Origin of the sequence: Actinoplanes siamensis (genome assembly GCF_016862395.1) — a bacterium.
Classification (GTDB): Bacteria; Actinomycetota; Actinomycetes; order Mycobacteriales; family Micromonosporaceae; genus Actinoplanes; species Actinoplanes siamensis.
Genome location: NZ_BOMW01000002.1, coordinates 1 through 26880, shown reverse-complemented (window position 1 = coordinate 26880; position 26880 = coordinate 1). Strand labels below are relative to the sequence as shown.

The 26880-nt window shown below is 73.5% G+C and carries 18 protein-coding genes and 3 pseudogenes; 14 read left to right on the top strand and 7 right to left on the bottom strand.

The features are described 5' to 3' along the window. Nucleotides 1-17: 17 nt before the first annotated feature. The 5 genes and pseudogenes from Asi03nite_RS37570 to Asi03nite_RS00300 form a co-directional block, all read left to right on the top strand. Nucleotides 18-1250: pseudogene (locus tag Asi03nite_RS37570) on the top strand (AMP-binding protein); the annotation flags it as partial. Between the two features lie 313 nt (nucleotides 1251-1563). Continuing rightward, nucleotides 1564-3207: a type I polyketide synthase gene (locus Asi03nite_RS00315; RefSeq protein ID WP_203676035.1), complete on the top strand. Its 1644-nt coding sequence runs from the start codon at nucleotides 1564-1566 to the stop codon at nucleotides 3205-3207. 9 nt (nucleotides 3208-3216) lie between these two features. Further along, nucleotides 3217-4059, top strand: coding sequence for an LLM class F420-dependent oxidoreductase (locus tag Asi03nite_RS00310; RefSeq protein WP_203676033.1), 843 nt, complete (start codon nucleotides 3217-3219; stop codon nucleotides 4057-4059). Beyond that, entirely contained in the window at nucleotides 4056-7625 is a 3570-nt protein-coding gene (locus tag Asi03nite_RS00305) for an SDR family NAD(P)-dependent oxidoreductase (RefSeq protein WP_203676031.1), read from the top strand. Before Asi03nite_RS00310 ends, Asi03nite_RS00305 begins: the two co-directional genes overlap by 4 nt. Further along, nucleotides 7622-10738: a beta-ketoacyl synthase N-terminal-like domain-containing protein gene (locus Asi03nite_RS00300; RefSeq protein WP_203676023.1), complete on the top strand. Its 3117-nt coding sequence runs from the start codon at nucleotides 7622-7624 to the stop codon at nucleotides 10736-10738. The genes Asi03nite_RS00305 and Asi03nite_RS00300 overlap by 4 nt, the downstream gene beginning before the upstream one ends. A 64-nt stretch (nucleotides 10739-10802) precedes the next feature. Here Asi03nite_RS00300 and Asi03nite_RS00295 read toward each other — a convergent pair whose 3' ends face one another. From Asi03nite_RS00295 to Asi03nite_RS00275, 5 genes are all read right to left on the bottom strand, one after another. After that, nucleotides 10803-11159 carry a GntR family transcriptional regulator gene (locus Asi03nite_RS00295; protein ID WP_203676021.1) on the bottom strand — a complete coding sequence of 119 codons (357 nt, stop codon included), beginning with the start codon at nucleotides 11157-11159 and terminating at the stop codon, nucleotides 10803-10805. After that, the gene (locus Asi03nite_RS00290; RefSeq protein ID WP_203676019.1) at nucleotides 11159-12535 is read right to left on the bottom strand and encodes an MFS transporter; all 1377 of its coding nucleotides are present in this window, start codon (nucleotides 12533-12535) and stop codon (nucleotides 11159-11161) included. Before Asi03nite_RS00290 ends, Asi03nite_RS00295 begins: the two co-directional genes overlap by 1 nt. A gap of 72 nt (nucleotides 12536-12607) precedes the next feature. Beyond that, nucleotides 12608-13066, bottom strand: coding sequence for a hypothetical protein (locus tag Asi03nite_RS00285; protein ID WP_203676017.1), 459 nt, complete (start codon nucleotides 13064-13066; stop codon nucleotides 12608-12610). Between the two features lie 2 nt (nucleotides 13067-13068). Further along, nucleotides 13069-14868, bottom strand: a complete 1800-nt coding sequence (locus tag Asi03nite_RS00280; protein WP_203676015.1) for a dynamin family protein — start codon at nucleotides 14866-14868, stop codon at nucleotides 13069-13071. Next, entirely contained in the window at nucleotides 14856-16358 is a 1503-nt protein-coding gene (locus Asi03nite_RS00275) for a dynamin family protein (protein WP_203676013.1), read from the bottom strand. The genes Asi03nite_RS00280 and Asi03nite_RS00275 overlap by 13 nt, the downstream gene beginning before the upstream one ends. A gap of 179 nt (nucleotides 16359-16537) precedes the next feature. Between Asi03nite_RS00275 and Asi03nite_RS00270 the strand changes: the two genes are divergently transcribed. Both Asi03nite_RS00270 and Asi03nite_RS00265 read left to right on the top strand, forming a co-directional pair. Next, nucleotides 16538-18991, top strand: a complete 2454-nt coding sequence (locus Asi03nite_RS00270) for a LuxR C-terminal-related transcriptional regulator (RefSeq protein ID WP_203676011.1) — start codon at nucleotides 16538-16540, stop codon at nucleotides 18989-18991. Next, on the top strand, nucleotides 18988-19515 hold the full coding sequence (locus Asi03nite_RS00265) for a LuxR family transcriptional regulator (RefSeq protein ID WP_203676009.1): 528 nt from the start codon (nucleotides 18988-18990) through the stop codon (nucleotides 19513-19515). The genes Asi03nite_RS00270 and Asi03nite_RS00265 overlap by 4 nt, the downstream gene beginning before the upstream one ends. A 61-nt stretch (nucleotides 19516-19576) precedes the next feature. Here Asi03nite_RS00265 and Asi03nite_RS00260 read toward each other — a convergent pair whose 3' ends face one another. After that, on the bottom strand, nucleotides 19577-20566 hold the full coding sequence (locus tag Asi03nite_RS00260) for a Glu/Leu/Phe/Val dehydrogenase dimerization domain-containing protein (RefSeq protein WP_203676007.1): 990 nt from the start codon (nucleotides 20564-20566) through the stop codon (nucleotides 19577-19579). Between the two features lie 78 nt (nucleotides 20567-20644). Between Asi03nite_RS00260 and Asi03nite_RS00255 the strand changes: the two genes are divergently transcribed. The 7 genes and pseudogenes from Asi03nite_RS00255 to Asi03nite_RS00230 all read left to right on the top strand — a co-directional run bounded on the left by Asi03nite_RS00255 (nucleotide 20645) and on the right by Asi03nite_RS00230 (nucleotide 26075). Beyond that, a complete protein-coding gene (locus Asi03nite_RS00255; RefSeq protein ID WP_203676005.1) occupies nucleotides 20645-21103 on the top strand; it encodes an Lrp/AsnC family transcriptional regulator in 459 nt (152 codons plus the stop codon). A 459-nt stretch (nucleotides 21104-21562) separates the two neighbouring features. Next, nucleotides 21563-23197, top strand: coding sequence for a methyl-accepting chemotaxis protein (locus tag Asi03nite_RS00250; protein ID WP_203676003.1), 1635 nt, complete (start codon nucleotides 21563-21565; stop codon nucleotides 23195-23197). Between the two features lie 50 nt (nucleotides 23198-23247). Continuing rightward, complete coding sequence (locus Asi03nite_RS00245) at nucleotides 23248-23550, top strand: hypothetical protein (RefSeq protein ID WP_203676001.1); 303 nt, start codon at nucleotides 23248-23250, stop codon at nucleotides 23548-23550. Continuing rightward, nucleotides 23547-24083 (top strand): GAF domain-containing protein, encoded by a 537-nt coding sequence (locus tag Asi03nite_RS00240; protein ID WP_203675999.1) that lies wholly within the window; start codon nucleotides 23547-23549, stop codon nucleotides 24081-24083. The genes Asi03nite_RS00245 and Asi03nite_RS00240 overlap by 4 nt, the downstream gene beginning before the upstream one ends. A 214-nt stretch (nucleotides 24084-24297) precedes the next feature. Next, nucleotides 24298-24498, top strand: a pseudogene (locus Asi03nite_RS39135) (asparagine synthase (glutamine-hydrolyzing)); the annotation flags it as partial. A gap of 8 nt (nucleotides 24499-24506) precedes the next feature. Beyond that, nucleotides 24507-24854 carry an asparagine synthase-related protein gene (locus Asi03nite_RS39130; RefSeq protein WP_507762555.1) on the top strand — a complete coding sequence of 116 codons (348 nt, stop codon included), beginning with the start codon at nucleotides 24507-24509 and terminating at the stop codon, nucleotides 24852-24854. Between the two features lie 12 nt (nucleotides 24855-24866). Continuing rightward, entirely contained in the window at nucleotides 24867-26075 is a 1209-nt protein-coding gene (locus tag Asi03nite_RS00230; RefSeq protein ID WP_203675995.1) for an MFS transporter, read from the top strand. Nucleotides 26076-26328: 253 nt separating this feature from the next. On the opposite strand, the pseudogene Asi03nite_RS00225 reads toward Asi03nite_RS00230, so the two are convergent. Further along, nucleotides 26329-26880 (bottom strand): annotated as a pseudogene (locus Asi03nite_RS00225) (hypothetical protein); the annotation flags it as partial.

The following is a 26880-nucleotide window of genomic DNA, read 5'->3' as shown; positions in this document are numbered from 1 at the left end:
GGCTGGTGGGGGACGGGATGGGCCGGGACGTGACGGGCCTGCGGGGGCTGGGTCCGGGTGCCGCGGTGGCGCGTGCGGCTGAGCAGCGTCCGGACGGCGTCGCGATGACGTTCGTGGACTACGGCAGCGACGGTGGTGTGCGTAGCGCGCTGACCTGCCGCGAGCTGGCTGATCGCAGTGCCGCGGTGGCGGCTTGCCTGCTGCGCGCCACTCGCCCGGGTGAGCGCGCGGCGATCCTGTGCGGGCATGACGGTGATTACGTCGTTGCTTTTCTCGGTTGTCTGCGGGCCGGGGTGATCGGTGTGCCGTTGTTCGCGCCGGAGCCGTACCGGCCGTTCGACCGGCTGGTGAACGTGATAGCTGATTGCACGCCGGAGGTTGTGCTGACCAGTGGCCGGCACCTGGACGCGGTGGGGCGGTTGCTGGCGTCGCCGGCTCTGGTGGCGCCGCCGCGGGAGGTGGTGGCGGTCGATCGGCTGGGTTCGGGTGGCGGGGTGGGGCTGCCGCCGGCGCCGGCCGGTGATGCGGTGGCTTATCTGCAGTACACGTCGGGGTCGACCAGGGCGCCGGCCGGTGTGCGGGTCCGGCATCGCAATGTGGTGGCCGCGGTGGCGCAGCTGGGTGCCTGGTTGCCGGGGGATGAGTCTTCGCGGCTGGTCAGCTGGCTTCCGTTCTTTCACGATATGGGTTTGATGTTCTCGGTGATGTTGCCGTTGTCGCGGGGGGTGGCGGTGACGTGTCTGGCGCCGCTGGCGTTCGTCAAGCAACCGCGGCGGTGGCTGGAGTTGCTGACCGCGGAGCGGGCCACGCATACCATGTCGCCGAATTTCGGTCTGGATCTGTGTGTCGATCGGGTCGGGCCGCAGCGGCGCGCGGGCATCGACCTGTCCGGGTTGCGGGCGTTGGGTAACGGCGCGGAGCCGGTGCGGCATCGGACGTTGGTCCGGTTCACCGAGGCTTTCGCGGCTTGCGGGTTCCGGCACGAGGCGCATTGCCCGGGTTACGGTCTGGCGGAGGCGACCCTGGTGGTGACGGCGCACGAGCCGGGTCGGCCGGTGCGGGTCGGCGCGTTCGACCGGCAGGAGTTGTGCGCGGGCCGGGTCCGGCCGGTCGGCGTGGCTGACGCCGGGGCGCGGTTGATCGTCAGTTCGGGGCGTCCGGTGCGGCAGCAGGTGCGCATCGTGCGTCCCGGTACGGGTGCGGCGACCGATGCGGTGGGGGAGATCTGGGTTCGTGGCGCCAATGTGTGTGGTGGGTACTGGGGGCAGCCGCAGCGGTCCGCCGAGACGTTCGGCGGCGGTGGCGCCGGCTGGTTGCGTACCGGGGATCTCGGGTTTCTGCTGGACGGCCGGTTGTATGTGACGGGCCGGTTGCGGGATCTGATTGTCATCGACGGGCGTAATCATTGTCCGGCGGATATCGAGGCCACTGTCGAGGAGGCGGGTCCGTGGCTGCGCCGGGGGCGGGTGGTCGCGTTCGGGTCGGAGATCGATGATGCGGAGCGGCTGGTGGTGGTCGCCGAGCCGGTGTCGCGGGTGTCGGCGGCCGATGCCGAGGTGATCCGTGCGCGGGTGCGGGCCCAGGTGTCGCGACATCATGACGTGGGTGTCCATGCGTTGGTTCTGCTGCGGGCCGGCGGGCTGCCGGTCACGTCGAGCGGCAAGCCGCGCCGGCGGGAGTGCCGGATCCGGTTCGAGCGTGGGGAGTTCGGCGGTGGTTGATGTGCGGCGGTGGCTGACGGAGCGGCTCGCGGCGTATGCCGGGGTGCCGGCCGCGCAGATCGATCCCGATCGGCCGTTCGCCGACTACGGCGTCGGTTCTCGCGACGCGGTGGGGATCGCCGGTGAGTTGGAGGATGTGCTGGGGCGGCCGGTGGAGCCGGTCGTTCTGTGGCAGCAGCCGACACTGCGCCGGCTCGCCGGGTTCCTGTCCGGGGAGGAGCCGGCACCGGTGGTGCGGGCGGTGGGTACGGGGTCGCAGGTCGCGGTGGTGGGTGTCGGCTGCCGGTTGCCCGGTGGTGTCGATTCGCCGGCGGCGTTGTGGCGGCTGTTGCTGGCCGGTGGTGATGTGGTGACCGAGGTGCCGGCGGGCCGGTGGGACGGTTGTCGCGTGCCGGAGGGGACGACCAGGGCTGGTGGTTTTCTCGACGCGGTGTACGACTTCGATGCGGCGTTCTTCGGGATCGCGCCGCGGGAGGCTGTCGAGATGGATCCGCAGCAGCGGATCGTGCTCGAGGTGGTGTGGGAGGCGCTGGAGCATGCGGGCATTCCGCCGGATCGGCTGGCGGGCAGCCGGACCGGGGTGTTCGTCGGGGCGTGCACCAACGACTACGGCCGGGAGCGGCTGGCCGATCCGGCGGGGATCAGCGGGTGGACGGGGACCGGTGTGGCGGCCGCTGTGCTGGCCAACCGGGTGTCCTACGTGCTGGATCTGCGTGGTCCGAGCCTGACGGTGGACACGGCCTGTTCGTCGTCTCTGGTGGCGCTGCATCTGGCCAGGCGCAGCCTGGAGAGCGGGGAGAGCGACCTGGCGGTGGTCGCGGGGGTGAATGTGATCCTCGGGCCGGCGGTCACCGTGAATTTCGATCGTGCGGGCGCGATGGCGCCCGGTGGCCGGTGCCGGCCGTTCGACGCGGCGGCGGACGGGTATGTGCGCAGCGAGGGTTGTGTGGCGGTGGTGCTGCAACGGCCCGGTGACGCGGGTGGCGGGCATGTGCGGGTGCTGGCCAGTGCGGTCAATCAGGACGGACGGTCGAACGGCCTGATGGCGCCGAGTCCGGGGGCGCAGCGGGCGCTGCTGGGTGAGGTTTACGGCGCGGTCGCGCCCGAGGAGGTGTGCTATGTCGAGGCGCATGGCACCGGGACGCCGCTGGGTGATCCGATCGAGGCGGCGGCGTTGGGGGCGGTGCTGGGTGGTGGCCGGCGGTGTCCGTTGCTGATCGGGTCGGTGAAGTCGAACCTGGGGCATCTGGAGGCGGCCGCGGGGGTCGCGGGTCTGGTGAAGGCGGTGTTGTCGCTGGAGCACGGGGTGATTCCGCCGACGGCGCATTTCCGCAGCCCGAATCCGCGCATCGACTTCGGTCGGCTGGGGCTTGCCGTGGTGGCCGAGCCCACGCCGCTGCCGGCCGGTGATGCGCTGATCGGGGTGAGTTCGTTCGGTTTCGGTGGTGTGAACGCGCATGCTGTGCTGCGCCGCCCGGGAACGTGAGGTCTGTTCATGGATTTCGGTGTGATGATGCTGGTCACCGACTTCTCCCTGGATGCGGCGGCGGTGGCCGGGGCGGCCGAGGAGCACGGTTTCGAGTCGTTGTTCGTGCCCGAGCACACCCATGTGCCGGTGCGGGCATCCGATGTGCATCCCGGCGGGGAGCACATCGCGCCGGAGGCGATGCAGGGCATCGACCCGTTCGTCGCGCTGGCCGTGGCGGCCACGGCCACCAGCCGGTTGCGGCTGGGCACCGGTGTCTGCCAGGTGCCGATCCGCCATCCGATCCCGTTGGCGAAGCAGGTGGCCAGCATCGATGTGGTGTCCGGCGGCCGGTTCCTGTTCGGGGTCGGCGCCGGCTGGAACCGTGCGGAGATGCTCAACCAGGGCGCTGACCCGCGGACCCGGACCGCCCGGCTGGTGGAGCACGTGGCGGCGATGAAACGGATCTGGACCGAGTACGAGGCGTCGTTCGCCGGGCGGTTCGTCGCCTTCGATGCGCTGTGGTCGGTGCCCAAGCCGGTGCAGCGGCCACACCCGCCGATCCTGTACGGCGGCAACGGGCCAGGTGCGATCGACCGGGTGCTGCAGCTGGACGCCGAGTGGATGCCCCGGCACGCCCTGCTCGGGGACGGGTTCGCCGACGACGTCGCCGAGCTGCGCGACCGGGCCTCGGCGGCGGGGCGGATGTCGGTGCCGGTCACGGTGTTCGGCGTGCCGGCTGACGAGGACGTCATCACCGGCTACCGCGAGGCGGGGGTCTCCCGGTGCGTGCTCCCGCTGCCGCCGGCCTCGGCCGAGGACCTGTTGCCGATCCTGCAGTGGTATGCGGAAGTGGTCGAGGAGCTGCGATGACCGGTCTGTTCCCGGTGTCGGCGCGGTCGGTGTGGTCGTTGCAGGCCAACGCGGCGCGCCTGGCGCACTGGCTGGAGAACGAGGGCGCCGCTGTCGCGCTGGCCGACGTCGGGTACACCCTGGCCCGGCGGCGTGCGCACCTGCGGGAGCGGCTGACCGTGGTGGCCGGTGACCGGGAGGAGCTGATCGAGCGGCTGCGCGGCGGTGGCTGGGAGCGGGGCACGGTGGCCGCGCAGCAGCGCGGCGCGGTGTTCGTGTTCTCCGGGCACGGTTCGCAGTGGACCGGCATGGGCCGGGAGCTGATGGCGGGTGAGCCGGCGTTCGCGGCGGTGGTCGCCGGGCTCGACGACGTCTTCGTGCGTGAGTGCGGCCGGGCCGCGTCCGCGTTGCTGACCGGTACGGATCTGGAGGACGCCGGGATGGCGCTGGCGCAGCCGGCGCTGTTCGCCGTGCAGGTGGGGCTGGCGGCGACGTGGCGGCACTACGGGGTCGAGCCGGTCGCGGTGATCGGGCACTCGATGGGTGAGGTCGCCGCGGCGGTGGTGGCCGGCGCGCTGTCGGCCGCCGACGGGGCGCGGGTCAGTTGCCGCCGGTCGGCGCTGGCCGAACGCCGGTTGGGTGGCGGTGGGGCGGTCGCGCTGGTGGAGTCGCCCGCCGCGGCGGTGCTGCGCAGGATCGGCGGTGACGGCGTGCTGGACCTGGCGGTGCACAGCTCGACGCGGGCGTGTGTGGTGTCCGGCCGGCCCGGGGACGTCGAGCGGTTCATCGGCGGCTGCGAGGCCGATGGCATCGCCGCGTACCGGGTGCCGGGGGTTCGTTTCGCCGCGCACAGCCGGCAGGTCGAGGCCATCGTCGGTGAGCTGACCGCGAGCCTCGGCGACATCGAGGTCCGGGACGTGACGACGATGTGTTACGGCACGGTGTCACCGGGGGTCGCGCCGTCGTTCGACGCCGGCTACTGGGCGGACAACCTGCGCAATCCTGTCCGGTTCGCGCAGGCGGTGCAGGCCGCGGCCGGGGACGGGCACCGGTGTTTCCTGGAGATCTCAGCGCATCCGGTGGTGACGGGCGCGGTGTCGGACACGCTTGCCGACTGCGGGATCGTGGACCCCGTGGTGGCCGGATCGGTCCGGCGTGACCAGCCGGCCCGGCCGGCTCTGCTGGCCGGGCTGGGCCGGCTGCACTGCCACGGGGTGCCGGTCGCGTGGGAGAACGTGCACCCCGCGGGCCGGCTGGCCGAGCTGCCGACGATGGCCTGGGACCGCAAACCGTACCGGGCGCTCACGCGGCGTCGCGACGATCGGCATCCGCTGCTCGGCGATCACGTCGAGCTCGCTGACCGGCACCTGTGGCAGGCGACTGTCGATCTCGACCGGCTGCCGTGGCTGGCCGAGCACCGGGTGAACGGGCGGGTGGTGCTGCCGGGTTCGGCGCTGGCCGAGATCGTCGTGGCCGCCGCGTGTGCGGCCTGGGACGCGCCGGTGTCCGCGATCGAGGTGTCCGGACTGCGGCTGCGGTGTCTGGTGCCGCTGTCGCAGCCGGTGACCCTGACGACCACCATGACCGGCGCGGGCGGCGCCGCGACGGTGGAGGTCACCGCGGGCGGGGCCGGGCCCGCCGCCGTGGCCACCGTGCGGCGCGCGGACGGCCGGGCCGGTGACGACATCGCGCCGGTGACCCGGTGGGACGGCGCCGGTGCGGTGTATCAGCGGCTGCGCTCGGCCGGGCTGGAACACGGGCCGGCGTTCGCCGCGACGACCGGAGTGCGTGGCGAGTGGTCCCTGGTGTCCTGGCCGGTATCGTTGCCGCCGGACGACCGGTTCGTTCTGCACCCGGCGATGCTGGACGCGTGCCTGCACGGGATCGCGTCGGTGGCGCACGGGCAGACGCCGGCGACTGTCGTGCCGGCCGGGATCGGCGGTGTGCGGGCCCGGCGGGCACTGGGTGGTGACCTGATCTGCCGGGCCGACGTGGAGCCCGCGGACAACGGCGACCGGCTGGCGAGCGTCGCGGTGTACGACAGGTCGGGGCGGTGGGTCGCGGCTCTCGACGGCGTCCGGCTGACCTCGCTGGACAACGTCGACCCGTGGCAGGACCTGGTGTACGGCATCGAGTGGGTGCCCGCGCCGCGCCCGTCCGGGCCGGCCGGGCGGGTGGTGCGGATGCCGGACGGGGTGCGCGGCCCGCAGCTGGTGCTGGCCGTGGCGACGACCGTGCGGGAGATCCTGGCGGCCGGGCCACCCTACGATCGGGTCGTCGTGGTGCTGGACGCGGCCGACCCGGACCACGCCGCCGTGGCCGGCCTGGTGCGCGCGCTGCGGCACGAGCACCCGGAGCTGCCGCTGTCGGTGGTGGACGACCCGGGCGGCGCCGCGGAGGTCGCCCGCACCACGGAGGACGAGGTCACCTACCGGCACGGCGGGCGGCGCTGCGCCCGGTTCGTGCCGGTCGGGCCGCCGGCGCGCACCGGGCCCGCGCCGGTCCGGCCCGACGGCGCCTACCTGGTCACCGGCGGAACCCGGGGCATCGGGCTGCGGACCGCGCGATGGCTGGCGCGGCAGGGGGCGGGCACGGTGGTGGTGTGCGGCCGGTCGGGTCCGCGGGCGGCCGCCGCGGACGTTCTGGTGGTCACCGGCGACATCACCGAGACCGCCGAGCGGGCTGTCGTGCTGGCCGAGAGCCGCGGACACCGGCTGCGCGGGGTCGTGCACGCCGCCGGTGTGCTCGACGACAGCCTGCTGGAGGATCTCGACGCCGACCGCGTCGAGCGGGTGTGGCATCCGAAGGTGCGCGGCGCTCAGCGGCTGCGTGCCGCCCTGGGCGACCGGCAGCTCGACTGGTGGGTGAGCTATTCGTCGCTGGCGTCGGTGGCCGGTGCGCCCGGGCAGGGCGCGCACGCCGCGGCCAACGGCTGGCTCGACGCGTTCGGAGCCCGGCTACGCGGGGAGGGGATCCGGGCGGTCACCGTCAACTGGGGCCGCTGGGCCGGAACCGGCGCGGCGGCGGGCAGGCAGCTGGCGGGCGTGGCCCCGATCCCGGCGCGCACCGCCCTGGCCGTGCTCGCGCAGCTGCTGGCCGGCGACGTGGTCCAGGTCAGCGTGGCCCGTTTCGACCAGGCGGCGCTGGCCGCCGCGTACCCGCACATCGTCAGGTCGGACTTCTTCGGCCACTTTCACACCGCTGCCCGGTTCTGCGCCGACTCGCTGGCCGGCCGGTCGGGGCCGGAGCGCCGGCGGCTGGTCGGCGAGCAGGTGCTCGCCCGGGCCGCGGCGGTGCTCGGATTCGCGGCCGGTGAGCTGCCCGAGGACCGGCCACTGGTGCAGGCCGGACTGGACTCGCTGGCCGCGGTGCAGATCAAGAACGCGGTCCGGGAGGACTTCGGGGTGGATGTGCCGGTCGCCCGGCTGCTCGGCGGCCACAGCGCCGGCGAGGTCGCGGACGACGTGATGGCCGGGCTGGGCGCGGCGGCGCCCAGCCCGGCCACCGAGGTGGGCGCGGCAGCGGCCGGTCGGGCCCGCCTGCGGGCGGCGGCGCTGGCCCAGCGCGGTACGCGGAGCCGGTCATGAGCGCCGGCGCCGCGCAGCCGATCGCCGTCATCGGCATGGCGGGCCGGTTCCCGCAGGCCGGTGACGTCGGCGAGTACTGGGCGAACCTGGTGGCCGGCCGCGACTGCCTGGAGGATCTCGACGAACGGGAGCTGCGGGCCAACGGGGTGCCCGAGCAGTTGCTGCGCCACCCCGGCTATGTGCGCCGGGCGGCCACGCTGGCCGGGTTCGCCGACTTCGACGCCGAGTTCTTCGGCCTGGCGCCGGCCACGGCCGCGGCGCTCGACCCGCAGCAGCGGCTGTTCCTGGAGAGCTGCTGGCAGGCGCTGGAGGACGCGGCGTGCGTGCCGAGCCGGTCCGGCGGCGCGATCGCGGTGTTCGGCGCCGGGTCGTTCACCGGCTACCTGCATCAGCACGTGCTGGCCCGGCACGATGCCGCGCAGTTGTTCGGTGGCGGTACGTCGCTGGCCGTCATGGAGGCGCTGTCGCTGGCGGACAACAACTTCCTGGCCGCCCGGGTGGCCCACGCCCTCGACCTGCACGGTCCTGTGCTGACCGTGCAGACCGCCTGTTCGAGTTCGCTGGTCGCGGTGCATTTGGCGTGTCAGAGCCTGCTGTGCGGCGAGTGCGACGTGGCGCTGGCCGGTGGGATGGCGGTGAAGGTGCCGCACCGGGTCGGCTACCTCTACGACGTCAACGCGGTGATGTCGCCGGACGGGCACTGCCGGCCCTTCGACGTGGCCGCCAACGGCACGGTCTTCGGCAGCGGCGGTGGCGCCGTCGTGCTCAAGCGGCTGCCGGACGCGGTGGCGGACCGCGACAACGTGCGTGCCGTCATCCGGGGCAGCGCGGTGAACAACGACGGCTCGCTGAAGATGGGATTCTCGGCGCCGAGCATGCGGATGCAGTCGGCGGTCGTCGCCGAGGCCCTCGCCGTGGCCGGGGTCGAGCCGGGCGACCTCGGATACGTGGAGGCGCACGGTACCGGCACCGCGCTGGGCGACCCGGTGGAGATGGCCGCGCTGCGCGACGCGCTGCCGGCGGCCGGGACCTGCGTGGTCGGATCGGTCAAGGGCAACATCGGCCACTTGGAGGCGGCCTCCGGCATCGCCGGGCTCATCAAGACCGTGCTGGCGCTGGAGAACGGCTGGATCCCCGGCACCGCGCAGTTCACCGCACCGCATCCGGAACTGCGGGTCGACGACTCGCCGTTTCGCATCCTGGCGGACGGGACGGGCTGGGCGCGTCGGCCCCGGGTCGCCGGGGTGACGTCGCTGGGGGTGGGCGGCACCAACGCGCACGTGGTCGTCGCCGAAGGCCCCCAGCGGCGGCAGCGGCCGGCGGACGAGCGTCCCCGGGTGCTGGTGCTCAGCGCCCGCGACCGCGACGCCCTGGCCGGCATGCGCACGGCCCTGGCCGCGCACCTGCGCAGCCGGCCGCAGATCCCGCTGGCGGACGTGGCGCACACCCTGGCTGTCGGCAGGCAGCAGTTCGACCATCGCTTCGTGGTGTCGGCATCGACCCTCTCGCAGGCCTGCGACCTGCTGGAGTCGGGGCACACCCAGCCGGAGCTGGCAGCGGCGGCGCCGGATCCGGAGGCGATGCGCGTCGCCCTGCCCGGATATCCGTTGCGGCGTACCCGCCACTGGCTCGAACCGGCTGCCGCGCCGGCCGCCGGCGACCGGGCCCGGGTCGAACCGGCCGCCTCGGGACAGACCGCCGAGGTGCTCACCCGGCTGTGGCGCGAGACGCTCGGTGTGCACGACGCCGAGCCCGGCGACGACTTCTTCCAGCGCGGCGGCGACTCGGTGATGGCCACCAGGTTCGCGTCCCGGGCCCGGGCGCGGGGCATCGACGTGCGCCCGCGCGACCTGTTCGACAACCCGACGCTGACCTCGCTGATCGCGCAGGTGCGGCACAAGGCGCCGCCGGCGCCGCCACCGGTGGACGAGGTGGACGAGGAGGACGTGCCGTTGACGCCGACGCAGCTGCTGTATCTGCGCGCTCCCGGGCATCGGGGCATGCCCGTGATGTTCCGGCTGGGGCCGCGGGCGGACCGGGCGCTCGTGCGGCAGGCCGTCGCCGCTGTCGTGGCCCGGCACGACCTGCTGAGCCTGGTCCCGGTCAGGGCGCACGGCGTGTGGCGGCAGGAGCGGACCGAACCGGCGCGCGACCTGCCGACGGTCACCGCCGGCCGGGACAGCCTGGCCGCCGCCGACACCCTGCTGGACCTGGTCGGCGCGACGTCGTTCGTCGAGACCGGCAGCGACACGTTCCTGGTCATGGTCACGAACCGGGTGGATCAGGCATCCGTGCGGATCCTCACCGAGGAGCTGACCACGGCGTACCGTCACCTGGTCACCGGCCACGCGGTGACGTTGCCGGCCAGCACGCCGTGGGCGCGTTGGGCCCGTTACACGCAGACGCTGACGAACGACCGGAGCCTGCTGGCCGAACTGGACCACTGGACGGCGGTCCTCGACGTCGCGCCCGACGGTCTGTCCGTGCCGGGGCGTCCCGGCCCGTGGCGGGTGCTGCGGCAGGTCACCGCCGCCGACGGGCTGTGGGCCGTGCGGCGGCGCGCGCAGGCCAGCGGGGCGCAGATCCTGCTGGCCGCGATGGGCTCGGCCTGGCAGCGGCTCACCGGCCGGGCCACGATGACGGTGGACGTGCTCGGCGACGTGCGGACCGCTAACCCGGCGATGGAGCTCGGCCGGTCGGTGGGACCGTACTCGGCGATCTACCCGGTCACCGTCCACCCGGCCCCGGACGCGGTCGGCGCTGCCGGACGGTCCTGCCGCGACGTTCCCCGCCGCGGCCTGGGGTACGGGGTGCTGCGCTACCTGTACGGCCCGGCCGCCGAGCGTTTCCGTGAGCTGCCCGAGCCCGCTGTCCTGCTCGCCGGGCCGGGGCCGGGCGGTGCCGCGGGCCGCGCGTCGAGGCAGCCGCTGTCGCGGGTGGACGTGCCCGCCGCGCCGATCGGCCGGCATCCCGTGGAGGTGCGCTGGCACACCGCGGACGGCGCGTTCGTCGTCGAGTGGTGGCACGATCCGCAGCGCTGCGATGCCACGTCGCTGGTCGCCTGGAGCGAGCAGACCGCGGCCGTGCTGGGCACGCTGGCGTCGCGGACCTGATCGGCGGGAACGGACGGCGCTGCTGTCGGCCGGCCCGCCGCGTACCCGGAATCGGTCGTCGAAGTCAGGCTTGCAGGGCGGCCTCGACCAGGGCCAGGGCGGTCTGCGGGGGGATGCCGAGCGCGCGGGTGGTTTCCACGTAGGTGTTCGCGGCGATCTGGGCTCGTAGGGAGGTGCCGGTGGCGCGGGCGGTGACGACGGTGCCGGCGCGGCCGCGGGTTTCGACGAGGCCTGCCTGTTCGAGTTCCTTGTAGGCGCGGGCGACGGTGTTGGTGGCCAGGCCGAGGTCGGTGGCGAGGTGGCGCACCGGTGGCAGTTTGGTGCCGGCGGCCAGGGTGCCGTCGGCGGCCAGGGCGGCTATCCGCAGGCGGACCTGTTCGTAGGGCGGGACCGGGGAGTCCGGGTCGATGCTGATGTCCATCAGATGATTTTCGGGGGTGTGTTGCCGGCGGCGGTGACGGCCCGCCGGATGGGGACGAGGGCCAGCAGGATGCCGCCGGCGACGAAGAAGACGACGAGCGAGACGATGCCGAGGCGGTAGCTGGCGGTCAGCTGGTAGATCAGGCCGAACAGCAGGGGGCCGAGCCAGCTGGTGCCTTTGTCGCTGATCTCGTAGAAGCCGTAGTACTCGCCTTCCCGGCCGTCCGGGATGAGCTGGGAGAACAGGCTGCGGCTGAGGGCTTGGCTGCCGCCCAGGACCAGGCCGATGCCGGCGCCGAGGACCATGAAGTAGCCGGGCCGGCCGGCGGGTAGCCAGAACGCGGCGACGACGACCAGCAGCCACAGGGCCAGGCTGATCAGGATGGTGTTGCGGGCGCCGATGCGGGTGGCCAGCGCGCCGAGCAGCAGGGCGCCGCCGAAGGCGAGGAACTGCACGATCAGGACGGTGATGATCAGGGTGTCCTGCGACAGCTTGAGTTCTTCGGTGCCGAACTGGCTGGCCAGGTTGATGACGGTCTGGATGCCGTCGTTGTAGATCAGGTAGGCGCCGAGGAAGGCCAGGGTGAGCGGGTAGGCGCGCAGGTGCGCGATGGTGCGGCGCAGCTGCGTGAAGCCGTCGGTGAGCACGTTGCCGCGCTCGGTGGTGCTCTCGGCGCCGGGGCGGTCGCGGAGCCAGAGCAGCGGGATCAGGGTGAACGCGGCCCACCAGAGACCGGCCGAGACGATCGACCAGCGGGCGATGTCGAGGGTGCGTTGCGGGTTGCCGTCCTGGCTCAGGAGTCTGACGGCGATCAGGTTGAGGGCCAGCAGCAGGCCGCCGCCGAGGTAGCCGATGGCCCAGCCGCGGCTGGAGACGCGGTCGCGCTGGTCCGGCTCGGCGAGCTGGGGCAGGAACGAGTTGTAGACGACGATGGCGGCGCCGAACGCGATGTTGGCGATCACGAAGAGGACGCCGCCGAGCAGGTAGCGGTCACCGGTGACGAAGCCCATCCCGGCGGTGGCTGCGGCGCCGACGAACGCGGCGCCGGCGAGCAGGGGTTTCTTGCGGGGCGCGCGGTCGGTGATGGCGCCCATCACGGGCAGGACGAAGACGGTGAGCAAGACCGACAGCGATACCAGGTACGGGTAGTAGCTGCCGGCGGCCACGGTGATGCCGAGCGGGTGCACGACGCCGTCGCAGTCGTCGGCGCCCGGGGCGCAGCCGGCGGCCTGTTCGGTGACGGTGGTCAGGAACGGGCCGAGGAACACGGTGATGACGGTGGTCTGGAACGCCGAGTTCGCCCAGTCGTAGAAGTACCAGCCGCGGCGTTCCCGTCTACCGGCGGGGACGGGGATCGGTGTGCCGGTGACGGCCATCGTGTGCGCTCCAGGATGTGGGTCGGTGCGCGCACATGATGCCATCCGCGGTGCGTTCAGGCGAGACGCAGGTCACTGTTCATCCGGTGTCCACCAGCGGGCCAGGGCGGCGACGGCCGGGTCGTCGGAGGTGGCCAGGGCGGTCCACGGGTCCGCGCCGTCGGGGATGTCGACGCCGGCGTAGGCGGCCAGCTCGTGCGGGTCGACCGGCTGGGTGGGTGGGTGGTAGGTGTCGGCGCCGCCGAGGGTGGTGGCGTCGACCCAGGGGAAACCGTCGAAGGGTTCGGGCAGGTCGCCGACGTGCAGCGCGGGTGGGAAGTCGTCGGCGGCGATCGTCTCCCGGGGCTCGGGCGGGTCCGGGAGCTCGGCTTCTTCGTGGTGCGGGTCGGCCGGGCCGGTGTGCGGGTCGCCGGGTTCGTGGTGGTCGCCCAGGTCCGGCAGGTCGTGGGTGTCGCTCAGATCGTGCAGGTCCGGGAAGTCGGGGAGCCCGTCGTCGTCGTGGTGGTCGAATCCGCCCCAGTGGTCGCTCATCTCTACCTCTCGTCGTCGATCGGCGCGGGGGTCAGGGCACGCGCGCGCAGCAGCGCCTCGTCGGCCTGCCGTACCCGTACTCGTACTGCGTCAAGCTCCTGCTGTGCCGCGGCGCGGCGTTTGGCGCGGCCGGCGGCGTCCTCGGCGGCGGCCGCGTCGATCTCGGCGATCTGGGCGTCCAGGTCGCGCAGTCGCCGTTCGGCGGCGTCGTCGAGCGCCACCGACAGGGCGTACTGCAGGTCGGTGAAGCGGACGGTGACCTCGTCGGCGAGGGCGGCGCGGGCCTCGGCGAGGACGTCGCGCAGCCAGAGCCGGGCGTGCTGGCGGTCGGTGTGCACCCGCCGCCGGTACAGCACGTAGCCGCCGGCGGCCAGGCCGAGGCCGATGCCGGCGACCGGGATCAGCAGGCCGCCGGCGGCGCCGAGCGCGGACATGCCCAGTGCGGCGCCGCGGCCGGCCATGAACGCGATGCCGCCGGCGGACAGGGCGATCAGCAGGTTGTCGCCGGATCCGTCGCGTGGTGGGGTGGCAGCCAGCTCGTGTCGCAGGGTCGCGTTGACCCGGCCGAGCACGGCGTCGCGTTCGGCGTCGTCGAAAGCGCTGGTCAGGACGGTTTCGGCGACCTGGCCGAATGTGTGTTCGAGGCGTTGCGACAGGTCGGCGGCGACGGCCTGCAGCTCGGTGTCGAGCTCGTCGGGGAGCCTGGCCAGTTGTTCGCCGCGAAGTTTCTCGATGCGGGTGGACAGTTCGTGCTGGATCTCGGCGGTGCGGCTGCGCAGCGCGCCGACGGTTTCCACGCGGGCGCGTTGCACTTCGGCGTTGAGCAGCAGCGTCCATTGGCGTGACTCGGTGCGCCGGCGGGCGGCCAGGGCGGCGCGTTCGGCGCGCAGCTGCGCCTGGCGGGCCGGGTCGCCGGTGGCGGCCTGCAGTTTCGCTTCGGCGAGGGTGTCCAGGCGGCCGAGTTCGCCGCGGGCGGCGCGCAGCACGTTGGCCAGTTGCAGTTGGTGGCCGCGTCCGGCGAGTTCGATCAGGGCGTGCTGCAGGCTGGGGATCTTGGAGGCGTCGGTGAGGGCGCTACGGCGGGCGCCGTCGGCGGCCAGGGCCAGTTCGGCGAGGCGGGCGGAGACCGGGTACCAGGGGGCGGCCGCGAAGCGGGGGGCGTGGGCCTGCAGCAGGGCGCGGTTGTCGTCGGCGATGCGCCGCCACTGCGGGTAGGCGTCGATTTTGGTGAGGGCGAAGACGACGGCGTCGACACGTTCGGCGGCCTGGGCCAGGAAGTCCAGTTCGGGCTGGGACAGGGGGGCGGAGGCGTCGGCGGCGAACAGCAGCGCGGTGCCGCGGCGCACCGCGTCGAGCGCGACGGTGGCGTGTGCCGGGTCGAGGCCGCCGGCGCCGGGGGTGTCGAGCAGGCTCAGGTGGCGCAGCAGCGGCGCGGGGTGGGTGATCTCGATGCGGCGGGCACGGTGCCGGCCGGTGGCCCAGGCGGTGAGGTCGTCGACGGCGACGGGGTCGCCGCCCTCGGGCAGCCAGGCTTGGGCCGTCAGCTGGTCGCCGGGGACGAAGCCGAGGTAGGCGGCGGTGGTGACGGCGGCGTCCACGGGGGACAGGCCAGGCACGCCGAGCAGGGCGTTGACCAGGGAGCTCTTGCCGCGTTTGGTTTCGCCGACGACGACCACGCCGGGGCGGGTGAGCCGGATGCGGCGCAGCTCGGCCAGGTCGGCGGCGGCGTCCATGTCGGTGGTGCGCAGGTAGGCCAGGGCGTCGCGGATCGCGGCGTCCAGCAGGGGGGTCAGGTCGCGCATCGGGCACGTACCTCCTGGGCGAGGATCTGGAAGCCGCGGTGGGCGATGTGGGCGACGCGGGCCTGTGCGGGGCCGGCGCCGTCGACGGCGTAGGCGCGCCAGCGGCCGGCGGCGGCGATCGCCGCGCTGCTCAGTTCGGCGGCGGTGGCGTCGGGCAGGTTCAGGATCCAGCGGGGGTCGTCGGAGGTGGCCAGGCGGATCAGTTCGGTTTCGCGGTCGGCGGGCAGGCGCACGGCGCCGGTGGCGGCGCGCTGCGCGGCGTCGAGCAGGCGCAGCCGGTGGTAGGCGGGGTCGCGCAGCACGTCTTCGAGGGCGTCGCGGACGGCGGCGCGCAGGCGCACGTCGCCGGTGTGCCCGGCGATGCGTTCCAGCCGGGTCAGGGCCCAGCCGGCTTTGATCGCGTCGGAGCGCCAGCCGAACGACTGTTGCAGGGTCTGGCGCAGCCGGGGGAAGCCGGACGCGGCCAGGACGCGGCGGGCCAGTTCGCCGGTGCCCAGGCGTGGTTCGGCGGCCAGTTGCGCGCAGGCGAAGCCGATGCCGTACAGGTCGAGGCGGTGCAGCAGCCGTTCGCGGTGGTCGGGGCCGAGCGGGGCGGGCAGGGTGCGGAACAGGTCGACCGAGGTGAGCAGCAGTTCCCGGTCGGCGGGTGCGAGGGTGGCGAGCTGGGCGAGGGCGTCGCGGTCGGCGTCGGTGAGGCGGCCGGCGCCGGCGGTCTCGGCGAGCAGGGCCGAGACCGGGACGACGTCGCCGACGGTGCGGGCCAGCAGCGCGGCCTGCTGCCGGGCCAGCGGGCCGGCGACCGGCCACGGGTCGGCGGCGCCGCCGGCCAGGGTGTCGGCCTTGGCGAGCACGCCGAGGGCGTTGATCGGGCTGGCGGCCAGGCGGGCGGACGCGTCGTGGAAGGCGTCCAGGGCGCGCAGGTCGTCGGCGCGTACGGCCTGGGTGAACACGTAGACGACGGCCTCGGCGGTGGCGACCTCGCGGGCCGAGTCGGCGTCGATGTCGGCGTCGAACGGGGCGTCGCCGACGACGTGCTCGGCCCGTTCGCTGGACGCGGTGTCGGTGGACGACAATCCAGGGGTGTCGACGACGGTCAGGGTGCGCAGCCGGTCATTGGTGAGGGTCACGTCGAGGTATGCGATGCGGGAGGCGGGCACGCCGAGGCGGGCCGGGACCATGCCGTCGTCGTCGAGGGGCAGGCTGCGGCGGTCGCCGTCGCGGGTGACGATGTCGACCCGGTCGGCCGGGCCGTACCGGAAGCGGGTGACGACCCTGGTGCACTCGCCGGCCGCGGTGGGCGCGACGCGCCTGCCGATGAGGGCGTTCACGAGTGTCGACTTTCCGGCTTTCAGGCGGCCGGCGATGGCGACGCGTAAGGGCTCGTGTAGACGGTTGCCGATCTGTCGTAGCTGGCCACCAGCACCGGAACCGAATTCCGTGACGATCTCGTGACACAACGTCGCCAGTCGGTCGCTGAGCGGGCCGGTCACCACGACTCGTCAGCCGAGCACACCGTCAGCGACAATGTGCGGAAGGCGGCAGTCGACGTCACGAAACGGGGCCTTTCTCGCTGGGGCACGCGGGTGGGATCACCTGCTCGCAGCACAGCCTACGGAGGCCGGCGCCGCCTCGGGGATCCCGTGTTCGTGCCAGGGAAGGAGAACCACTAGTGGCGGACGAGCCTTACCTGGCCGCATCCTCCACTCTGCGTCACGGGCCGGCCCTCGTCGTGCTCACCGGCCCGCCCGGATGCGGCCGCAGCACGCTGCTGCAGCGCATCGCCGCGGCGGTCCCCGGCCCCGTGCACGCCGGTGGCGGCCTGGCCATGCTCGCCACCGTGCCCGCCCTCGCCCTGTCCCGGGCGGTGCGAGCCCGGCTGCCCGGCGACGACGTGCACCTGGTGGCCGAAGCGGTCCGGTCCCGGGTGCGCGGCGGGCTGCTCGTGCTCGACGACGTGCAGCACTGCGACCCGGCCACCGTCGCCGCCCTGCCGCACCTGGCCACGGTGTGCCGCGTCGTGGTCGCCCTGCGCACCCCGCACCGGCTGCCCGCCGGCCTGCACGACGCGCTGCGCCAGGCCGCCACCGCGTGGCTGCCGGTGCCGCCGCTGCCGGCCGCCGAGTCGCTGGCGCTGGCCCGGCGCACCGCCGCCCGCCTCGACGAGGCCACCCTGGCCGCGGTCGCGGCCCGCGCCGGCGGCAACCCCCTCGCGATCATCGCGCTGGCCCGGCAGGCGGCCGCCGGCAAGGCCCCGGCCGGGCAGGACATCGACCAGATTGCGTACGCGATCGCCACCGCCCTGGCCGACCTGCCCCGCACCGCCCGCACCGCGCTGGCCGCGCTCGGCCTGCTCGGCCGGCCCGCCCCGGCCGGGCTGCTCGGGCCCGGCGCCGCCGACCTGCGCGCCGCCGGCCTGATCGAGGCCGAACCCGGCGGCGCGCTGTACCCGGTGTCGGCGTACGTCGCCGAGACCGCTGCCGGCCTGCTCGACCCGGCCGCCCGCGCCGAGATGCACCAGCGGCTCGCCCAGCTCACCGCGCCGGCCGAAGCCGCCCGGCACCTGGCCGCCGCCGGGGACGCCGCCGGCGCGTACCGGCAGGCCCTGGCCGCCGCCGACCAGAGCGCCGCCGGCGAACGCGCGTCGCTGCTGCTGTTCGCCTGCACCCTGGACACCCCGGTCGACCTGCGGGTACGCCTGGCGGCAGCCGACGCTCTGCTGGTCGCCGGCCGCCCCGGCGAGGCCGCCACCGTGCTGGCCGCCGCCGGCGCCCGGCCGACCGGCGCGGCGCCGCCACTGGCCCTGGAGGTCGCCGTGCTGCACGGCGAAGCGCTGCTGCAGGCCGGCGACCCGCACGCGGCCCACGACGCCGTGCACGGCGTGCCGGACACCGCCGCGGCCGCCGTGGTCGCCGCCCGCGACCGGGTGCTGCTGCTGGCCGCCCTGGCCACCACGCCGATGTCCGCGCTCGACCTGGCCGACAAGGTCGCCGCCCGGCACCCGGAGCCGCTGCCCGGGGTCGCCGCGGCCATCGCCGCGGTCCGCGCCGCCCACCGGGTCCCCGGCTGGGACACCGACCTGGCCGCGGCCGCCGACCCGGCCGGCGACCCGCTGATCACCCGGTGGAGCGCGTGGCTGCTCGTCGAGCACCTCGCCGCCGACGGGCGCCTCACCGAGTCCGCCCAGGTCGCCCTGCGCGCCGCGGACGCCGCCGGCCAGGCCCTGGCCTACGGCTGGCAGACCCGGTTCCTGGCCGCCGCCGGCTGGGCGCTGGCCCTGCACGGCCCGGCCGGCGACCCCGACACCGTGGTCCGGCAGGCCGCCAACCTGACCGATCTGACCCTGCCCGAGCAGGCCCGCGCCTACGCGACCGCGGCGACCGCGCTGATCGAGGCCGACACCGGGCTGCTCGCCGCCGCCCGGGCCCGGCTCAAGGCCGCGCCACGGCACCCGGCCACCGGGTGGGTGGCCCGCGAGGCCGCCTGGCTCGACGGGCAACCCGAACGCGGCGGCCCCCCAGACCCCGGCGACGGGCTGCTGGCCGGGCTGCACGCGATCACCGCCCGCTGGGCGGCGCACGACCTCGGCGTGCCGGAGATCTCCCCGATCCCCACCGGGCTGCCCGGCCCGGCCCGGCGCACCCTGACCGCCTGGGCCGTCGGATCCGGCTTCCCGGCAGCCGCCGACAGCTGGCAGCCGATCGCCCTGCGCGAGCAGATCCGCTGCCTGATCGCCGCCGGCCTGACCGACCCCGACCGCGACCACGCCGTCGCGGCGCTGCTGCGCGCCGAGGAACTGGCAGACACCGCCGGGCTCACCGTGCTGGCCGGCCGCGCCCGCCGCGGCCTGCGCCAGCACCGGGTGCACCGCGACGTGCGCAGCCGCCGCTCCCACGGCGGGCTCACCCAGCGCGAGCAGGACGTGCTGCGGCTGGTCGCGGCCGGCGAACCGACCCGCCGCATCGCCGGGCAACTGGGCATCTCCTCCGAGACCGTGGACACCCACATCCGGGCCAGCATGCGCAAACTCGGCGCCCGCACCCGCACCGAAGCGGCCGCCCTGGCCTTCGCGACCACCTCCCCGACCCGAGGCGCCACCAGTGACAACAGCGAGGATGGCCGGTGAACACACAGTCCGACGCACCACGCCACGTAGTTGCCACCGCCGCCGATGCCGACACCGTCCTGCGCCGACTGGCCCGCGACGGCTGGACGGCCCGGCCCGGATTCGCCCTGCCGGACCAGGCGTGGGACGTCGGCGCCGCGCGCATCGTGCTGCACGGGCGCATCGGCGACGAGGACGCCGACACCGCACGCCTGGCCGTGCTGGCCGCGGCCCGCGGCGCCGGCGTGGTAGCGGTCTGTGACACCGAGTCCCCGGCCGGGCGGGCCCTGGTCGACGACCTGGGCCGGATCGGTCCGGTGCAGCGCGGCACCGACGGCGCCGACCCGCTCGCCAGCTTGATCCCGGAGCAGCGGGCCCTGCTCGACCGGTTGGCCGCCGGCGACACCATCGCGGCCGCGGCCGCCGCCGAATTCCTGTCCCTGCGCACCGCCAACCGGCGCATCGCCGAGGCCCGCGCCCTGTTCGGGGTGCGCACCACCCGCGAGGCGGTCCTGGCCTACCTGCGGCAACGCCAGCCCGATTAGACCCGTCCCGGGCTATGGCCCGGCCGGTGGCCACCGCGCGGCTGAGAGGATCCGCCCGCGGCTACGACCCCGTGTGCGCGGCATCCCCGCCCGTGCGCCGCGGCGCGAGGAATTCGCGGGTGAGCGTGTCGCCGATGCCGTCGAGGCGGGCAGCGACCTGCGCCGGCGACTCGTGCAGCAACTCCACGGCGGTGGCGTGGATCAGGCCGCCGGCGCCGACCACGATGTCCGGCGCCCACAGGATGCCGCGCTCGTGCAGCAGCCGCGCGGTGGCCGGGGTGTCGAGCTGGTTGTTGGCCGGCCCGGCGACCGCCGCGCAGCGCAGCGCCGGCACGGACCGCGCGGTGAGCAGCCCGCCGAGAGCGGCCGGCACCAGCACGTCCACCTCGGCGCTCAGGCACTGTTGCGGAGTCGTCCAGGCCGCGCCGTGCCGGGCGGCGACCTCCCGGCGGCTGTCGTCGACGTCGGCGGCGATCAGCCGGGCGCCTTCGCCGGCCAGCATCCGCAGCACGTGGGCGCCGACCCGGCCCAGGCCCAGGATCGCGAAGCTGCGGCCGGCCAGAGCCGGCGAGCCGAACCGGTGCGCGCAGACCGCGCGCAGCGCGGACAACACGCCGGTGGCGGTGTGCGGCGAGGAATCGCCGCTGCCGCCGGCCGACTCCGGGCGGCAGAAGACGTACGGCGTACGCTCGGCGATCACGGCCATGTCGTCCGGGCCGGTGCCCACGTCCGGGCCGGTCGCGTACCGGCCGTCCAGCAGCGCGATCGTGTCCCCGACGTCGAGCAGCACGTCGCGGCGGTCCCCGGCGTACCCCTGCTCGGGCATCGCGACCACGGTCTTGCCGCCGCCCAGCGGCAGCCCGGCGATCGCGCACTTGGCGGTCATCGCCTCGGACAGGCGCAGCGTGTCGGTGACGCTGTCCCGCCAGTGCGGATAATGCTTGAGCCGGCAGCCGCCGGCGGCCCGCCCGCGGGCGGTGGAGTGGATCGCCACGGTGACCGGCAGCCCGCAACGGGGTCCTCGCCGTGTGATGACCAGTTCGTGTTCCATGCCCGCAAAGTAGCCACCCACACACCGCGCGACTGCCGGATCCGAACGTCGTTCGGCGGGTGGGTGATAATCCCGCCCGTGGACGAACTTGATGCGGCGATCGTGGCGCACCTGCAGGCCGACGCGCGGCAGACCAACCGGGAACTGGCCCGCACGGTCGGCGTCGCCCCGTCGACGTGCCTGGAACGGGTCAGATCGCTGCGCGAGCGTGGGGTGGTCACCGGGTTCCACGCGGAGGTCGACCTGGGCGAGCTGAACCGCGGTGTGCAGGCGCTGCTGCACGTGCAGGTGCGGCCGCTGAGCCGCACGGTCATCCAGAGCTTCAAGGCGTACGCGATGGCCCTCCCGGAGGTGCTGTCGGTGTTCGTCCTGACCGGCGGCGACGACTTCCTGGTGCACGTGGCGGTGCCCAGCGTGGGCAGCCTGCACGCGTTCGTGATGGACAAGTTCTCCGGGCGGCGGGAGATCGTCGGTTTCCGCAGCTCGGTGATCTACGAACACTCCCGCAAACCGATCATCGAGCCCCTGGACGTGTGAGTGGCGCCGGTCCGGACCAGCAGCGGCCGCCGGCCGGCGACCAGGGGTGCCTGCCGGGCCGCGAGCGATCAGCTCGCGGCCCGGCGTGGTCGGAACTGATCACCAACGCGGTACGCCACGGCGGTGGCCACGGCCGGCTCGAACTGCGCCCGCCCCGAGCTGCTCGATCAGCGACCACGGCCACCACCGAACGGTCGGCCCGGCGGCCCGCGGCCTCCACCTGGCCCGCCAGTTGACCGGAGCCTTACTGATCGACCAGCGCGGTGACGGTGTGGCAGTGATTCACTCCTGGGCCGTGTTGGCGGCACCGTCGCGGTGGCGGTGCTCCGCGTAGGGGTCGCGCTCAGCGCATGCCCATGGTTGCCGATGGAACTAGTGCGGCTGGCGGGGGCTGACCGTAGGAAGCGGCCAGCCGGGACCTGACTGGTGATGCTTCTGTCATGTGTCGAGGAGAGCTATATGAATGCCTATGCCGGGGCTGTCGCGGGGGCGCCTGTGGCGCGGGGGCGGCGGTCGTTCGCCGACCTGAGCGTCAACATCAAGATTTTGACGGCGGTGGGGCTGGCCGCGCTGGTCGCGTTGCTGGTCGGCGTGCTCGGACTGTCGGCGTTGGCTGATGCCAGCCGGTCCGCGCAGCTGATCTACCGCAGCAACGTGGCCAGCATCAGGGCCATCGGGGCGGTGGACAAAGCGATGGCCCAGGTGCAATCGGACTCGGCGAATCAAGCTCTGTCGCTGGACGCCGCCAGCACGGCCCGCTTCACTGAAGCGGTCACCGCCGACCTGCAGCAGGTCCAGGCGGGCCTGACCGCCTACCGGCAGAGTTATCCGGCGGGTGACCCCGCCGTGATCGACGACTTGGCGACGAAGTGGCAGGCCTACGCCGACCTGGTCGAAGAAAAGCAAATCCCGGCCGGCAACAACAACGACCTGACCGCGTGGGCCAAGATCCGCGACACTCAGACGCAGCCGCTCATCGATGCGGTCGACAAGGATCTCGTCACCTTGACCGCGACCGAGGACGCCGACGCGGCCCGCAACGCCGCGGCGGCGCAGTCGACCTACGACTCCAGCCGGATCCAGTCGATCGTGCTGCTCGTGGTGGGACTGCTGCTGGCGCTGGGGCTGGGCGTGTTCGTGGCCCGGTCCATCGTCCGCTCGCTGCACAAGGTCAAGACGGTGTGCGACGCGCTGGCCGCCAACGATCTGACCCGCAGCACCGGGCTGACCTCACGCGACGAGCCGGGGCAGATGGGTCGCGCGCTGGACACCGCGGTCGCCGTACTGCGCCAGGCGGTGACCACCATCGGCGGGTCGGCGGTGACGCTGGCCAGCGCATCGGAGGAACTGTCCGCGGTCAGCACCCAGCTGCAGGCCGGCGCCGCGGACGCCGCGCAGCGGGCCACCACGGCGACCTCGGCGAGCGAAGAGGTCAACGCCGGGGTGCAGTCGATCGCCGCCGGCGCGGAACAGATGAGCGCCTCGATCACCGAGATCGCGAACAACGCCGGCAAGGCGGCCGAGGTGTCGCAGACCGGGATGGCCGTCGCCGAACGGACCACCAGTCAGGTCGCCGCCCTCGGCGCGGCCAGCGCGGAGATCGGCGACGTGGTCCGGCTGATCACCAGCATCGCCGAGCAGACCAACCTGCTGGCGTTGAACGCCACCATCGAGGCCGCCCGCGCCGGCGAGCTGGGCAAGGGTTTCGCGGTGGTCGCCGGTGAGGTCAAGGAGCTGGCGCAGCAGACCGCGAAGGCGACCGAGGAGATCACCGCCCGGATCGGCAACATCCAGGCCTCCAGCGGCACCGCCGCCACCGCGATCGGCGAGATCACCGACGTGATCGGGCGGATCGGCGACTACACCACCACCATCGCCTCCGCGGTCGAGGAACAGACCGCGACCACCGGGGAGATGAGCCGGTCGGTGGCCGAGGCCGCGTCCAGCAGCGCGGACGTGGCGCGCACTGTGGCGGGGGTGGCCGAAGTCGCCAGCGCCACCGCCGACGGCGCCAAGGCCACCCAGCAGGCCGCGGGTGACCTGACCCGCCTGGCCAGCGACCTGACGAACCTGGTCGGCAGCTTCCGCCACTGACCCATCCCGAAGTGAGCCAGGTGGCTCGCTCAGCGCCAAGGAGGCTCCTGTTGTCCACCGCATCCGATGAGGCCGCCGCTGGTCCATACGGGCTGCACCGGCCGACCATGGCCGACGCCCGCGAGGCGATGCACCGTGTGCACGGCCATACCGGCCGCTCAGCCTGGGAACGGCTGCTGCAGAGCGCTGGAATGTCCGGCACCGAAACCGGCGACGACGCCCTGCACCGGCTGCTCACCGCGATGGCCGGCCTCGACCCGGTCAGCCAGCTCTGCGCCCAGGCCCTGCGCATCCGCCTGTCCTCGCACACCCACCTGTCCGCCGCCCATACCATCACCGGGAGCACCGCATGAACACCATGACCCGCACCGAACTGTTCGACCTGCTCGGCAAGCCCGCCCGCATGCAGCAGATCGCCAGGTACGACCTGTTCGACCCTGCCCTGCAGACCCGGCTGGACGCGGTCGCCGCCCGCACCGCAAGCCTGTTGCAGACCCCGGCGTCGATGGTGACGGTGGTGCTCGACAGCTCCCAGTTCATCATCGGCCAGCACGGCGTACCCGGCTGGATGGGCGAGGCCCAGGGCACCCCGGCGGAATGGGCGCTGTGTACCCACACCGTGCTCGCAGGCGAGCCGTACTGCATCACCGACGGCACCGCCGACCCCGCGCACGCCGGCAACCCGCTGTTCGCCACCGCCCCGATCCGCAGCTACGCCGGCGTCCCCCTGCGCGACGACAGCGGCCAGGTCCTGGGCGCCCACTGCGTCCTCGACGCCAACCCGCGCACCTTCACCGAGGACGACCTCACCGTCCTGACCGCCGGCGCCGCCGAAACCCTGCGTATCCTGGCCGACCACCGGACCGCGACGAACCCTGCCGTCTGAAAGCCGCCGGCTGGCGTCGGTAGGGGCGGAACCGCTGATCGGGGTCGAGGGAGTCGACGCATCCGGCGCCCGGGGCAGGCACGGCCGGTACACCTTCCGCTACCCGGCCGCGAAGGTGTACCGGCCACACCTGGCCGTCGGACCAGGACAAAAGCAACGGTAAAAACTGAGGGTTGATCATGCTCTAGCGTCCCGTCCCGTTTGGTGACGGTCGATGCTCAGGCGGTGGTTCGCGGCGACCCAGGACGGCGTGATCTTCGGGTCCGAGCCGAAGGCGATCCTGGCCCACCCCGACTTCCGGGCGGTCCTGGACGCCGACGGGCTGCGCGACATCCCCGGGCACGCGATGTTCCGCGGCATGCGGGAGGTCAAGCCCGGGCACACGGTGCGGGTGTCCCGCGCCGGGCTGACCGGGCAGGCCTACTGGCGGCTCGCGGTGCGCGAGCACACCGACTCGCTCGAGCAGACGACCAGCTCGGCATGGCGTCCGGGCTCGACGTCCGCATCCCCTTCGCCGATCCGCGGCTGGTCGACTACACGTTCAACATCCCCTGGTCGATGAAGAGCTTCGACGGGCGGGAGAAGAGCCTGCTGCGTGCGGCGATGAAGGACCTGCTGCCGGAGAAGGCGGCCTACCGGATCAAGCTGCCCTACCCGAACCTGCGGGACCGGGCGTACGACGAGGATATGGTGTCGAACTCGCGCTCTGATCTCCACCGTGCCGCGGGGACGTCCCGACCGTCCCCGCGGCACCCCACCTGTCCCTCGTAAAAGGAACCTCGGATGGCTTTGACGGTCGCCTCGCCGGCGCGCCTGTGGAACCGCAACTTCAACCTGTATTTCACCGCCCGCATCATGTCGGTGCTGGGCGACACGATGGTTCCGGTCGCGATGGCCGTCACGATGCTCGCCCTGGGCTACGGCGTGAGCGGCATCGGTTACGCGCTCGGCGCGTGGATGGGCGCGTTCGCGCTGTTCGTGGTCTTCGGCGGGGTGTTCGCCGACCGTTTCCATCCGCGGCCGCAGATGATCGGCGCCGACGTGGTGCGCGCGGTGATCCAGCTGGGCCTGGCCGCCTGGATCTGGATCGGCCACACGCCGCTGTGGTTCGTCATCGCCGGCTCGGCGATCAGCGGTGTCGCCACCGCCATGTTCCAGCCGGGACTGTCCAGCCTGGTGCCGCAGGTCGCGACCGACGTGCAGAAGGCCAACGGGCTGCTGCGGGTCAGTCAGGGCCTCGCCACGATGGGCGGCCCGGCGCTCGGCGGCGTGCTCGTCGCCACCACGTCGCCGGCCCTGGCGTTCGCCGTCGACGCCGGCACCTTCGCGGTCAGCGGGCTCTGCCTGGCCGCGCTGCGGCTGCCGGCGTTCGAGATCGACAGGTCCGGGTCGACGCTGCAGAACCTGCGGTTCGGCTGGAACGACTTCCGCTCCCGGTCCTGGCTGTGGGCGGTGATCCTGATCTGGTGGGTGCTCGGCGTCTTCGTCTGGGGACCGATCACCCCGGTCGGCGCGGTGTCGATCATCGGCGCCCACGGTAAGGCCGCTTTCGGGTACGCCGAGAGCGCCTTCGGCGCCGGATCGGTGCTCGGCGCCCTGATCGCGATCCGGATCCGGGCGAAGCGTCCGCTGCTGGCCGGCGGCCTGGCGATGCTGCTCTTCCCGCTGATGCCCCTGGCCGCCGCGCTCACCCCGTCGATCCCGCTGCTCACGCTCGGATACGCGGTGAGCGGCATCGGCTGGGCGTTCTGGGGCGTGCAGTGGGCCACCACCATCCAGACCCAGATCCCGGCCGACCGGCTCAACCGCGTGTCGGCCTACGAGGTGGCCGGCTCGATCCTGGCCGTACCGCTCGGCCAGGCCGTCTCCGGCCCGGCCACCCACCTGCTCGGCGTCCGTGAGCTGCTGCTGCTCGCGACCGTGATGAGCCTCGGCTGCGCCGTCGCCCTACTGCTGGTGCCGCCGATCCGCCGGCTGCGCGCCGTCGAGTAACCCCACCAACCCCGACAACTTCACACGCTGACACGCCTGAGGCCAGGCGCGGCGGCTCCCTGCGCCCTGATCAAGGAATGGAGCACGATGATGCGGTATGAAGTAGCCGAGGATCACCGCGCGCATGGCCCACACACCGCCTCGCCGGAGACTCCCGTGGTTCGAGGGCCTCCGGCGAGGCCGTTCCGTGCGGTGGATCAGGATCCGCGAAGGATCAGGTTGCGGTTGTCCGCGGCGCCGCTCTGCGAGCCGCTTATTTCGCTGGCGCGTTTTGCGGCGCCGCATTTCCCGCGGCTTTATCCGCTGGCGTTTCGTTCAAACCCAAACCACGCAGGATGTTATCGCGGTTCGCGTTTCCGCGCAGCGCGGTCAAGGATTTCAAGCGGCCCAGCAAAGTCGTGGAAGCTGCGGGGCATTTCAAGTCTTGAATCGCCGACAAGGTTTTCTCAAAACGTTGGATGCGACTTTCAAGGTCCGTTCCACTCGGAAGGTTCCCATTCTTGAGCGCTACCTGCGCGTTCACTTGGGCCTGAGTGGGTGGGCAGCGACCGGGAACGTTTACCCCGGTAGGGCCCACGCGGTCGGCCGTCGCGTTCGGATTGCCCGGGCTGAAACCCAGCGCCGGCACCAAAGCGTCAATGTTGCCGGAGCTGGCTCCGGCGTTCCCCGTCGCTCCACTCGCGGCCGCGTCACCGGATCCCGTGGCGGCGGCTTTATCCGCTGGCGTTTCGTTCAAACCCAAACCACGCAGGATGTTATCGCGGTTCGCGTTTCCGCGCAGCGCGGTCAAGGATTTCAAGCGGCC